This window comes from Acutalibacter sp. 1XD8-33 (assembly GCF_003612555.1).
Taxonomy (GTDB): domain Bacteria; phylum Bacillota; class Clostridia; order Oscillospirales; family Acutalibacteraceae; genus Acutalibacter.
Genome location: NZ_RAZF01000051.1, coordinates 1 through 12,185 on the forward strand (window position 1 = coordinate 1; position 12,185 = coordinate 12,185).

The window sequence follows — 12,185 nt, forward strand, 5'->3', positions numbered from 1 at the left end:
GATATCGCAAAGCGATTTGATTCAGAGAGCCCGAGCTATGTGATTCAAAGCTGGCTTCGCAGTAGGAATACAATCGCATTCCTAGGCCAGTGGGAAAGAGAAAATAATCCCAGCTTTGACGAGCAGGCATTTCAGCATTTACTTGTTGATGTTCGCTCTCCTGCTTATACCTTGACTCCTGCCAGATGGATCGAAAGGGTTAATGCTGTTGGGATTATCTCCAGGCGAGGAAAAACGGTGGCACTACGGCCCATCCTTTCATTGCTTGTGATTTTGAGATGTAGGACGGATTTTGCGGACATTCAAAATAAAAATGAATGTGGAGGTAACAGACAATGGCAAAGACGATTTTTGAGGAACTGGGCGGCAAATACGAAAGGCAAGTTGACTATTTAATCCCATGTATAGCTTTACCCGCCGAAGAAGAACAGCCGATAGGCACATGGGGACAGCGGCATTTGGATTATTTGAAGCAGCATCGCAAGGTTACATACACCAATCTTCTCACAAGCGGCAGACTTAACGCCTACCTTGCCGATATTGATAAGCAGGCGCAGGAACGCTTTGAACGGCTCATAGAGGGCATGAAACAGGCACAGGCCATAACGGAACGCCTAAAGGAAGAAAACGCCTTAGAATGGGTACAACACTTAAATATTATTCCTGAAAAACGACCTAGAAAAAAGCAGTAGAAAGTGGTAAAATAGGGAGTATGGAATACATAGATTTACGAAAACTGAAAAGTGGAGAGCTCAAGCAGGTACGCCGTCAGGTCGTACGCCTCAAACAGATGGGAAAAGCCGGGAAAGAAATTGAGGAATTAACCGGAGTGCGGCAGAGTCGCGCCAGCGAAATATGGACGGCATATAAGCGAGAGGGAGACAAAGCGCTGGAACCGAAGAAACACGGATTCCAGAAGGGGACGCATCTGCTTCTGACACCGGAGGAGCAGGCGGAAATACGGGAAACGATTGTTACCCGCCGCCCAGAGGAATTCGGCATTCCTGGGAGTCTGTGGACGCTGAAGAAAGTGTGTGCATACGTCTGGAAAAGGTATCGGAAAAAGATCTCGGACGGCAGTGTGTCGGATTATATGCGGCGCTGGGGCTTGACGTGCCAGCGTCCGGTCAAGCGTGCCCGGAAACAGAATCCTTCCCGTATCTAAAGGTGGCGGGAGGAAGAATATCCGGCCATCGACCAGCGGGCCAAGGCAGAAAATGCCGTGATTTACTGGGGAGACGAGACTGGAATCGACAACTGCTCGAACTGTGAGCGCGGGTTTGCACCCAAAGGACAGCCTCCTGTTCTGTCGGTGGAAACGAAAAGAGAGAGGCTGAATATGCTTTCCGCCCTGAGCAGGCAGGGGGACGTTCGCTTTATGATGTACGAGGATTCCATGAACCAGCAGCGCCTGATCCAATTTATGGACCGGTTGATTCGGACCTCCAACCAAAAGGTTTTCCTGATTTTGGACAACTTAAAGGTGCACCACGGGAAGAAAGCCGCAGCCTGGCTGGACAAGCATCGGGATAAAATCGAGCTGTTCTTTCTGCCGCCCTATGCTCCCGAGAGCAATCCGGACGAATATCTCAATCACGCGCTGAAACTTTCGGTCCATTCTGGCGACTTACCTCGGACCATATACGATATCCGCCATAAAACTGCTTCCTTCATGCGAACATTACAACATTCTCCTGATAAGGTCTCCGCTTTCTTTCAACATAATCAGATTTCCTATATTCTTGTTCGGGGGTAATAACATAAGTGCGTGTGCGAGGGAGATTGTGAATGAAGAAATTATTTATGTATAGTTAATCAAAAGCGGCGGGGAGAAATCTTCGCTGCTTTTTAGATATGTATGAGGTTAAAATTTTTGGTATAATAGAGAATAATTTTTGCTTTAATAAAAGATAAATTTATGTATTGACTCTCTCGTAGCGTAACGGTTTAGGATAAGATTGGAAGGAGGAAATAATGAAAACAGTCAAAGACGTGTCAGAGATAAGCGGAGTAAGCATAAGAACATTAAGATATTATGATGAGATTGGCTTATTAAAGCCAACGGAATTGTCAGATGCGGGCTACCGCTTATACGACAACAAAGCACTAGAAAGGTTACAGGAAATTATGTTCTTTAAAGAATTAGAGATACCATTGGAAAACATAAAGAAAATAATGGACAGTCCTAACTACGATAAAGAACAGGCTTTATTAACTCAAAAGAATTTATTGGAGCAAAAGCGAAATCGGCTAAATGGGATTATTGAGTTAATATCAGACGTGATGAAAGGAGTTAATACTATGAGTTTTAAGGCATTTAGTAACGAAGAGATTCAGGAAATTTTAGACCATATGTTGGGATGTATGTCAAAAGAATCACTGAAACAGCAGATACAAAAATATGGAAGTGAGGAAAAATATCGGGAATATTTAGCAGCAGGCTTTTCAAATGAACAAGCCATTGCAGATGTTTTTAAATGGTATGGCAGTAAAGAAAAAGCAATGGAAGCTATTATGCAGTCAACTGGTGATGTTAAGGAATTTAAGCAGGAGCAGGACAAAAATACTGAAATATATAAAAAGTTTATGGCGGCGAAAGAAACTGGTGACGTTAATGTAGAAAAAGAAGCAGTCGAGCAGCTTGCGGAAAATTATAAGGAGATGTTTAAACTTGACAATGCCAGAAGCATACTTTTGGATTTAGCAAGTGAGTATTTGCAAAAACAGAAGTTGGCGGAAGCTACGGACAGCCAATTTGGAAACGGTTGTTCTGAATATGTTGCATATGCGATTAAAAAGTATTATGGTGTTTAATTTCGTTGTAAACGTAGATAAATCCCTATGTCAAAAGGATTTGACATAGGGATTTTGGCTAAAGTCAAATTCTTTTGGTAGAAGTTGGGTTTGTTGAATGATAAGATTCTGGTGGTTCAGGGATACTATTCAATCGACAAACGAAGAAAGGAGGAAGAAAGTTGGAAGTTGGCGCACAAATAAAAAAATATCGCAGTAATATGGGGATTTCCCAAGAAGAACTGGCAGAAAAGGTCTATGTGAGCAGACAAACCGTTTCTAATTGGGAAACGGGGAAAAACTATCCAGATATTCATAGCGTATTACTGCTAAGTTCTGTATTCAACGTATCTCTTGACCAACTAATTAAAGGAGATGTTGAAATTATGAAAAATGAAATCAAGGAAACAGAAATTAAAAAATTAAATAAAATTGGCGGTATATATGCTGTGTTTTTGATTCTAACAGTCATTACATTTGTTCCGTTTCTAGCGTTCATGGACTGGTATGGGCTGATTCCGTGGAGTGGGGTGTATGCTATCGCACTATATTTTGCATTTAAAGCGGATAAAGTCAAGAAAGAAAATCATCTTTCAACCTATAAAGAAATCGTTGCTTTTACGGAAGGAAGGAGATTAGATGAGATAGAGGAACAACAGGAAATCGGGAAACGTCCATATCAAACTGTAATGTATATGCTTGGAAGTGCAGCAATAGCTTTTATTGTTGTTTACTTGATGGCAAAGCTTTTCTCTCTGTGAGCAACGTAGTTTATTGGTTTTATTTCTTTTGATAAAGGCAAGGTCAATGTCCACCAAATAAAAAAAACAGTGCGATGGTGGGCAGTTTCACTATACCTAAAAAAATAAATAGATACCCTCCAGACCTGTTTTCAAGTTTGGAGGGATTTTTTTATGTTCTTTTTTCGGGCAGTAATCTATCTGCTCATGCAACGCAGAATTTATCCATACATAGCATATCGGGGAATGGCAGGAAGCCAGTTAAAAAAATCTCTGCCCATGCAACGCTACTTCTCACCATGAAACCAGAAGTAGAATCTCCACTTAACAGAATTAGAATCACTCATAACCGTAGAGGTCACAGAGCCTTTGCGGTTTTTCTTTTGTCGTTTTTTATCGGAATATGCCGCAGGGCTGTTTCCGCTGTTGGCTGCCGTTCGCCGCCTTTCCCATCTAGATTTTAGCATTTTAAAAATTCAGATGGGAGGTACTTACGGTGAGATACGCACCAAGAAAAGTATATATCAAAGAAAGCGGCGGTTATGTGGAATTATCCTATACAGACTTCTGCCGCCGCAGGCAAGCCGACCAGAGTTACATGGACAAGCTGTTTATCCCCGTGCAGGGCTGTCTGCTTGAAGTTGTGCGGGAACAGTACACGGATTTCTATCGGGATAAAGAACGGTGGCGTTATCTGAAAAAACTGGACACGAACCACAAGCTGCTCTCATTGGAGGGATTTACAGACAGTGAGGGAAATGTGATTGACTTCGTTGTTGATGAAACGGTGGATGTTGCGGAAACCGTTGTCCATGCGGTGATGGTGGACAGGCTGAAAACCGCCCTGCCTTTGTTGTCGGACAGTGAACAGACGTTGATACAAGCAATCTTCTTTGAAGAACTTTCCGAGCGGGAAGTCGGGTTGCGGTTAGGCGTGACACAGAGCGTTGTGAACAAGCGCAAAGCCAAAATCCTTGCGAAGCTGAGAAAGATAATGGAAAACAAAATTTAAGGCGTTCAGCCCCCTTGTTTTTTCCTTTGGGAAAATGAGGAGGCTTTTTCCTGCCCTCTCAATCAATTCGATTGGAGGAAATAAGGATGGCATACAACCACGGACGGGAGGACAGGAAATGGCGTATCTGGAAAGAAACCGAGGAAAAAATTCTGCGTGAGTGCGGCGTTGATGAAGCAACCATTGAGCAAATCCGCACGGATGACAGGGCAGATTTTAATTCCAACAGGCGGTTTTACCGATGGGCGAGCGACTTCGGCGAATACCTTGAGGGCATGGCGGACAGGGAGAAGCAGGCGGAGGTAAGGTCTGTTTCTGATTTACTGGACGAGATTGAGAGCGAAAATCTGTACCTTGCCTTAATCACGGTGGACAGACGCGCATTACAAATCGTCCTGCTGAAAATGCAGGGATATTCCACAAAGGAGATTGCCCCGCTTGTGCATTTAACGGCAGGGGCTATTTATGCAAGGTTAAACCATCTGCGGAAGAAGCTGCGGAAAATTTTATAAGTGTCTAATACATCCTGCTTTCCTATGGGCTATCGGGTGAGGGGCAATCCCCTTATTCAATTCTTTTCGGGAGAAAAGCAGGATGGCATATAGGGATAAGACATACACGCTTCGGGAGGGATCCACGGAAAGCGGCGAAAGGTATTTTATCAGCTTTAAGGACGGGCAGGGGGAACACCACGAACTGGAAGTATCAGAACAGCTATTTGTTGAATTTCGGCAGATGGAGCGGAAAAGCAGAAACCTTCAGCAATGGAACCAGCGGCACAGGGAGTTTAACGAGGTATGGGATGAAACCCTTTACAGACGGGCATTGCGTGTTCCCAAAACGCTTGATGAAAGAATGATTGAAAAAGAACGGAATGAGATATTCGCTAAAGCGGTTACCCGACTGCCAGAGATACAGAGGCGGCGTTTCCTGCTCTATTACGAGTATGATTTCAACTTTTACCAGATTGGCGAGATGGAGCATTGCACCGCTTCCGCTGTCCAGAAGTCTGTTTCGGTTGCAAGGGAGAAAGTCAAGGAAGAAATGAGGAAGTATCTCCAATCTTAACGATTACTGCCCGAAAAAGGAATCCGCTTTTTATCGGTGTGGGGATGGCGGCATTACATACTCTCACTCTTTTCCGTGGGAGTAAATCTATTTTAAGGAGGTCACGCCTATGCGCAACAAAACCAAAGACACCGCCCGAAAGGAGGAATCCCATGCAGAAGCTTCAAACGGTCAACGCCGACATGCTTCTTTATGAACCGCTTGAGAAGCCGTCCTTTGTGGTGGATGGTCTGATACCCACGGGTTTAATTCTGTTCTGCGGCTCACAGAAAATCGGCAAGAGCTGGCTCATGCTGAAGCTCTGCCTTTGTGTGTCGCAGGGAATCCCCTTGTGGGATATGCCGACACAGGAGGGCGACGTGCTTTACCTCTGCCTTGAGGACACGTTCTGCCGCATACAGGACAGATTGTTCCGCTTGACAGACGAAGCGAGCGGGCGGCTCCACTTCGCGGTGGCAAGCGACAAGCTGTCAGACGGTCTTATCGTGCAGTTGGAGGATTATCTGAAAGAATACCCCGACAGCAGGCTCATTGTGATTGACACCTTGCAGAAAGTCCGCACCGCATCCAAAGACAATGCCTATGCAAGCGACTACGGGGACATCTCCCTCATCAAAGACTTTGCCGACAGGCACTCATTAGCGGTCATTGTCGTACACCACATCCGAAAGCAGAACGACAGCGACGTGTTCAACAAAGTGTCTGGCACGGCGGGATTGACGGGAAGTGCGGACGCAACCTTTGTCCTGCAGCAGGAAAGCCGTGCGTCCAATGCCGCAAAGCTGTATGTGACGGGCAGGGACACGCCCTATCAGGAGTTCACGCTCCGTTTCCGTGATTGCAGTTGGGAACTGGTGGAGAGGAAAGAGCAGGAACAGCTTGCCAAAGAAGCAATACCAGACATCCTTTTTCGGCTGGTGGATTTCATGCAGGACAAAGGGGAATGGACTGGAACGGCAACGGAATTACTGGGTGCTTTAGGGGAAACAGGGACAGCGGCGAATGTCTTGACAAAATGGATGAACGAGTACAGCCTTGACTTCCTGCTTGAAAACCATATCCGCTATGACTTCTGCCGCAAGAACAGCCACAGGCTGATTTCCCTTGCGAGGCAGGAGGATACGGACGGTGACGGTTGTGACGATGGTGACGGTGTTTCTGGGATACCCCCTGCCGCTGTCACTGTCACCTAAGAAGCATGTGAATACGGCGGCTCTGGCTTATGCGTGACGGTCAGTGACGGTCGTGACGGTGTTTTTGGGATACCCCCTGTTGCTGTCACCGTCATAGCAAATGTATGTAAAATCGGCGGTTCTGCCCTACGGGAGAACACCCCGTAATCGCAAAGTGCAGGCGTGGGCTTTGCTCGCCCTTTTCGGCTCGTAAAGCCACCCCTGCGGTCAGAAAAATCTTCCGATTTTTCCGACTGCGTTTACAGGGTGTAACACACTACACTTCGCCCTGCAAAGTCGTGTGCCAGACGTTCCCTCTGGACTCCCTTAAAGCAGGGCTTACGCCCTGCCCATCCTGCGCCTTGCGGCTTCGGATGAAAGAATGTCGGCGGACGGTGACAGCTATGACGGGCGGTAGGGGGTATCCCAAAAACACCGTCACCATCGTCACGACCGTCACCTTTTGGGAGATTACCCGCCGAAGAAAGGAAGATTGACTATGCCCTATGCAATCCTGCGTTTCCAGAAACGCAAGGCAGGCGGCGTTGCGGCTTGTGAACGCCACAACGAGCGGAAGAAAGAAGCCTACAAAAGCAACCCAGACATTGACGTGGGACGTTCCAAAGATAACTACCATCTTGTGAATCCGCCCCGTTACACCTACAAGAAAGAGATAAACCGAATGGTGGCTGAAGCAGGGTGCAGGACGAGGAAAGACAGCGTGATGATGGTGGAAACCCTTATCACCGCTTCACCCGAATTTATGAACAGCTTACCGCCCGAAGAACAAAAAGCCTATTTCCAGACGGCTCTTGACTTCATTTCGGAGCGTGTGGGAAAGCAGAATATCCTCTCCGCAGTCGTCCATATGGACGAGAGGACGCCCCATATGCACCTATGCTTTGTGCCGCTTACGCCAGACAACAAGCTGTCAGCGAAGTCTATATTAGGCAACCAAAAGAGCCTGTCCGAGTGGCAGACCGCCTACCATGAGCGGATGTCCGCACGGTGGAATCAGCTTGAGCGGGGGCAGTCCTCAATGGAAACGAAGCGGAAACACATCCCCACATGGCTCTACAAGTTAGGCGGCAGGCTGGATAAACAGTATGAAGAAATCGTGTCTGCCCTCTCCGACATTAACGCCTTTAACGCAGGAAAGAAGCGTGACAAGGCTCTGGAAATGGTTGCGGCATGGCTCCCAGACGTGGAGAAATTCTCAAAAGAAATCAGTAAACAGAGTGCCTATATTGACAGCTTGAAAGAGAGAATCGGGCAGGAATCCGATTATGCGGGGCGTATGCGTGATGAAAAGTATGAGCAGGAATTAAAGGTACAGAAAGCCAACCAGAGGATATTTGAGTTGCAGAGAACCAACGAGCAGATGGGGCGGCTGCTCTCAAAAATACCGCCAGAAGTGTTAGAGGAATTACAGAAAAGCAATCGGAACAGAGCGAAAGAAAGGTAGGAATTTGAATGAAGAAACAGGATTTTAAGGTATTAAAGACAGCAGATTTATACCCGTTTCCCGACAATCCGTTTCATGTGGTGGAGGATGAAATGCTGTCAGAGTTGGCTGAAAGCATTAAGGAGTTTGGAATTGTAACGCCGATAATCACACGCCCGAAAGAGGACGGGAACGGCTATGAAATCATTGCGGGACAGCGGCGTGTCCGTGCTTCGGAGCTTGCAGGGATAAACACAGTCCCCGCTTTTGTCCTGCCCTTAGACCGTGACCGAGCCATCATCACACTTGTAGACAGCAACTTACAGCGTGAAAATATCCTGCCGAGCGAGCGGGCGTTTGCCTACAAGATGAAATCCGAAGCCATGAAGCGGCAAGGCTTCCGCACGGATTTAACCTCGTCACAAGTTGGGACGAAGTTGCGGACGGACGATAAGGTGGCGCAGGGCTTCGGCGTTGGCAGGATGACCGTGCAGAGGTTTATCCGATTGACGGAACTGATACCGCCTATTTTACAAATGGTGGACGGGGGGAGAATCGCCCTCACGCCTGCGGTGGAGTTGTCCTATTTGAAGAAAGACGAGCAGGAAAACGTATTCGCCACAATGGAGAGCGAGGAAGCAACGCCCTCCCTCTCACAGGCACAGCGGATGAAAACTTTGAGCCAGAGCGGGTGGCTTGACATGGATACCATCTTTGCAATTATGACGGAGGAAAAGGGAAACCAGAAAGAAACCGTGAAAATCGGCATGGAGCGGTTAAAGAAATACTTCCCGAAAGGGACAACGCCGAAGCAGATGGAGGACACCATCATCAAACTTTTGGAGCGTGAGTTGCAGAGGAAACGGGGCAGGGACAGCCGCTAATCTTCTCTTTTCGGGAGGTAAATACAGAAAGTTGAGGTCGGGAATGAAAGAAATCCAGTATGAGATTGTAAAGGAAATCGCTGTACTCTCTGCAAGTGACAGCGGCTACACAAAGGAAATCAACCTTATCTCATGGAACGGGAAAGAGCCAAAATATGATATTCGCAGCTTCTCTCCAAACCGTGAGAAATGCGGCAAAGGTATCACATTGAACGCTGATGAAGCGGCGGCACTTTTTAAAGCATTGCAGAAAGAATTGAACAGCGGGGATTGAGCGTATCTGATTTTGTGGGATGGGAGCGTTTTCAATACGCTCCTGCCCCCTGCCATAAAGGCATGGGAACAGGGGATTTTAAGGAAAGGACGGTTCGATTATGGGCGAGGATAGAAATAAAAGACCGATGGAAAAGAGAAAACGCATTGTAACAACAGCACCAGTACAAGTGATTATCAGTCGGGAATATGTAGGCACACAGACGATTGCAGACGCATTTATCCCGATTATCTCCGAGGATATTCGCAGGAAGATTGCCGAAGCCGACACCTTCGACAATGAGGGCTTGTCCGCTTAGAATGTACGCAATGGAGCATGAAATTTAGTAGAACAGAGACGGAGGTTTAACAGTATGGCAGGATTAAGGACGGAAAATAAGGTTTACGAGGTTGGGATTTACTGTCGCTTGTCAAAGGACGATGGCACGGATAACGAGAGTGCGAGCATCGCAACACAGAAATCCATCCTCACGGATTATGTGAAAAAGCAGGGATGGCATTTGGCAAAAACCTATGTGGACGACGGTTACTCTGGTACGAATTTCCAAAGACCGAGTTTCCAGAACATGGTCAAGGACATTGAAAACGGACTGATAAACTGCGTGATTACGAAGGATTTATCCCGTCTGGGGAGAAATTATCTTGACTGCGGGCTATATCTGGAAGTCTTTTTCCCCGAAAATAACGTGCGGTATATAGCAGTCAATGACGGAGTTGACACCTTGAATAAATCGGCGATGGACATCACGCCGTTCCGTAACATCCTAAACGAGATGTATTCAGCCGATGTGTCGGTCAAGATAAAATCGGCATATCGGGCGAGGTTTCAGCAGGGGAAATTCATGGGAACATATGCGCCCTATGGGTATGTCAAAGACCCTGCCGACCACAACCATCTGCTGATAGATGATAAGGTGGCGCACGTTGTAAGGGAGATATTCGACCTTGCACTTGCGGGAAACGGAATCTCCAAAATCCGAAAGCACATCAACAGCCAGCACGTTTTACGCCCTGCCGCTTATGCGGCGGAGCAGGGGGCGGCAGGCTATGAGAGATACTTTGAGGATAACGAGGAAAACCGTTATATTTGGAGCGAAAATAGTGTGAGAAGTATTCTAAGAAGCCCGATATATGCAGGAAACCTTGCAGGCTACAAGCGGATTGCCGTCAACATGAAAAGCAAGAAACGCCCCTCTAAGCTGCCCGAAGAATGGGAAGTGATACCCGACACCCATGAGGGCATAGTCACACAAGAAGAATTTGATATTGTCCAACAGCTTATGACGAGCCGCAGACTGCCAGAGAACAAGGGCGGCTTTGAGAATATCTTTGCAGGCGTTATCAAGTGTGCAGACTGCGGCTATGCTCTGCGGGCTATGAGCGCAAACAGGAGGAAACGCCCCGACATTATCGACTGCGTACAATACACCTGTAATAATTACGGCAGGTATGGCAACGTCATGTGTACCGCACACGCCATTGAAGCGAGGGACTTATTCAACGCCGTCCTTGCCGACATCAATCGTTTTGCTGATATGGCGGTGAATGACGAGCGGGCGGTGAGGGCGATTGAGAAGCGGCTCACGGAAACAGACCAGAGCAAGGCAAAGGTAATGGAGAAAGAACGGAAGAAGCTGAACAAACGCCTTGCGGAGCTTGACAGGCTGTTTTCCTCTCTCTATGAGGATAAGGTCATGGAGCGTATCACCGAGCGGAATTTCGAGATGATGTCGGGGAAATACCAGAAAGAACAGCTTGAAATTGAAGCACGGTTGAAGGAAGTAACGGAAACTCTTAACGAAAGCTACGAGAAGTCGCAGGGAATCCGTGACTTCCTCTCCCTTATCCGCAACTATCAAGGCTTAAAGGAACTGGACGCAACGGTTGTAAACGCCTTGATAGACAAGATACTTGTTTCGGAGCGTGAGAAGTCAGCGGACGGAACGGTTAGGCAGGAAATCAAGATTTATTATAAATTCATCGGCTTTGTCGGTGAATTACATATCACACCTACGAAGCGGTGGACAGCGTTACCCGCTAAACACTGTATGGTGTGCGACGTTGAATACGTCCCCGGCTCTGCCATATCGAAGTATTGTCCAGAGTGCAGGGGAAAGATAAGAAAGGCTCAAGGGACAGAAACGAAACGTAGGAGCAGAGAACGAAACAGACAGGCATGTATTGAACTGTCCGCAAAAAATGACCGACTGATGTGGAACAACGTGGCATTTCGATATAAAATTGTAGAGACCTTTATTCAAAAGTCATTTAAGCAGCGGTAATACCATTTTGCTGAATTTTCTGCAAAGAAAGGAATCACACTATGAACATAAGTTTAAACCGTATTCATTTGAGAAATTTTAGAGGGTACATTGATACTGTCATCAATTTTGATGAACATATAAATGTTATCGTTGGAAAGAACGATGTTGGGAAATCGACTGTTTTATAAGCCTTAGAAATATTCTTCAATAATGAGCAGGTCAAAATTGAATTGGAAGATCGAAACCTGCGATGCACACAAGATGAAAAGATTGAAATCGCTTGTTGTTTCTGTTTAGATGAAGATGCAAAAACAGTAGTAGACGCTAATGTGCCGGTTAGAATGGATCAGGAATATCTACTTAATGAAAAAGGTAAGTTGGAGATAGTAAAAGTATGGGATTGTTCCAAGAAAACCATTGGAGCAAAGGATGTCAAAACTTTCATTCGCGCAAATTATCCTAATGATCTTGTCAATATCAGTTGACACATTCAACTCAAAGATTTGCGGAACTTATGCGGCAGCATCCAGGGCCG

The 12,185-nt window shown here is 46.5% G+C and carries 16 protein-coding genes and 1 pseudogene; all 17 read left to right on the plus strand.

Annotated elements, in window-relative coordinates; all coding sequences use genetic code 11:
- Positions 1-335 precede the first annotated feature (335 nt).
- The 17 genes and pseudogenes from D7X94_RS17065 to D7X94_RS19985 all read left to right on the plus strand — a co-directional run bounded on the left by D7X94_RS17065 (position 336) and on the right by D7X94_RS19985 (position 12,135).
- Positions 336-692: a TnpV protein gene (locus tag D7X94_RS17065; protein WP_120428973.1), complete on the plus strand. Its 357-nt coding sequence runs from the start codon at positions 336-338 to the stop codon at positions 690-692.
- 137 nt (positions 693-829) lie between these two features.
- Positions 830-1,165, plus strand: coding sequence for a winged helix-turn-helix domain-containing protein (locus tag D7X94_RS17070; RefSeq protein ID WP_207667186.1), 336 nt, complete (start codon positions 830-832; stop codon positions 1,163-1,165).
- A 21-nt stretch (positions 1,166-1,186) separates the two neighbouring features.
- Positions 1,187-1,756: pseudogene (locus tag D7X94_RS17075) on the plus strand (IS630 family transposase); the annotation flags it as partial.
- A 218-nt stretch (positions 1,757-1,974) separates the two neighbouring features.
- Positions 1,975-2,814, plus strand: coding sequence for a MerR family transcriptional regulator (locus tag D7X94_RS17080; RefSeq protein WP_120428977.1), 840 nt, complete (start codon positions 1,975-1,977; stop codon positions 2,812-2,814).
- Positions 2,815-2,975: 161 nt separating this feature from the next.
- Positions 2,976-3,554 carry a helix-turn-helix domain-containing protein gene (locus tag D7X94_RS17085; RefSeq protein WP_120428979.1) on the plus strand — a complete coding sequence of 193 codons (579 nt, stop codon included), beginning with the start codon at positions 2,976-2,978 and terminating at the stop codon, positions 3,552-3,554.
- A 475-nt stretch (positions 3,555-4,029) separates the two neighbouring features.
- Positions 4,030-4,545 (plus strand): sigma-70 family RNA polymerase sigma factor, encoded by a 516-nt coding sequence (locus tag D7X94_RS17090; protein WP_120428982.1) that lies wholly within the window; start codon positions 4,030-4,032, stop codon positions 4,543-4,545.
- An 86-nt stretch (positions 4,546-4,631) separates the two neighbouring features.
- On the plus strand, positions 4,632-5,057 hold the full coding sequence (locus D7X94_RS17095) for a sigma-70 family RNA polymerase sigma factor (RefSeq protein ID WP_120428984.1): 426 nt from the start codon (positions 4,632-4,634) through the stop codon (positions 5,055-5,057).
- 82 nt (positions 5,058-5,139) lie between these two features.
- Positions 5,140-5,613, plus strand: coding sequence for an RNA polymerase sigma factor (locus tag D7X94_RS17100; RefSeq protein WP_120428985.1), 474 nt, complete (start codon positions 5,140-5,142; stop codon positions 5,611-5,613).
- Positions 5,614-5,765: 152 nt separating this feature from the next.
- Positions 5,766-6,806, plus strand: a complete 1,041-nt coding sequence (locus tag D7X94_RS17105) for an AAA family ATPase (RefSeq protein WP_120428987.1) — start codon at positions 5,766-5,768, stop codon at positions 6,804-6,806.
- 353 nt (positions 6,807-7,159) lie between these two features.
- The gene (locus D7X94_RS19600; protein ID WP_279221807.1) at positions 7,160-7,282 is read left to right on the plus strand and encodes a hypothetical protein; all 123 of its coding nucleotides are present in this window, start codon (positions 7,160-7,162) and stop codon (positions 7,280-7,282) included.
- 2 nt (positions 7,283-7,284) lie between these two features.
- Complete coding sequence (gene mobV / locus D7X94_RS17110) at positions 7,285-8,250, plus strand: MobV family relaxase (protein ID WP_120428989.1); 966 nt, start codon at positions 7,285-7,287, stop codon at positions 8,248-8,250.
- Positions 8,251-8,258: 8 nt separating this feature from the next.
- The gene (locus D7X94_RS17115; protein ID WP_120428991.1) at positions 8,259-9,113 is read left to right on the plus strand and encodes a ParB/RepB/Spo0J family partition protein; all 855 of its coding nucleotides are present in this window, start codon (positions 8,259-8,261) and stop codon (positions 9,111-9,113) included.
- A 43-nt stretch (positions 9,114-9,156) separates the two neighbouring features.
- The gene (locus D7X94_RS17120; protein ID WP_120428993.1) at positions 9,157-9,387 is read left to right on the plus strand and encodes a YdbC family protein; all 231 of its coding nucleotides are present in this window, start codon (positions 9,157-9,159) and stop codon (positions 9,385-9,387) included.
- Positions 9,388-9,487: 100 nt separating this feature from the next.
- Positions 9,488-9,685 (plus strand): stage II sporulation protein R, encoded by a 198-nt coding sequence (locus tag D7X94_RS17125; protein ID WP_120428995.1) that lies wholly within the window; start codon positions 9,488-9,490, stop codon positions 9,683-9,685.
- Positions 9,686-9,739: 54 nt separating this feature from the next.
- The gene (locus tag D7X94_RS17130) at positions 9,740-11,668 is read left to right on the plus strand and encodes a recombinase family protein (RefSeq protein WP_120428996.1); all 1,929 of its coding nucleotides are present in this window, start codon (positions 9,740-9,742) and stop codon (positions 11,666-11,668) included.
- Between the two features lie 41 nt (positions 11,669-11,709).
- The gene (locus D7X94_RS19980; RefSeq protein WP_120428998.1) at positions 11,710-11,838 is read left to right on the plus strand and encodes an AAA family ATPase; all 129 of its coding nucleotides are present in this window, start codon (positions 11,710-11,712) and stop codon (positions 11,836-11,838) included.
- Positions 11,839-11,880: 42 nt separating this feature from the next.
- The gene (locus D7X94_RS19985; RefSeq protein ID WP_147401770.1) at positions 11,881-12,135 is read left to right on the plus strand and encodes a hypothetical protein; all 255 of its coding nucleotides are present in this window, start codon (positions 11,881-11,883) and stop codon (positions 12,133-12,135) included.
- Positions 12,136-12,185: the final 50 nt, after the last annotated feature.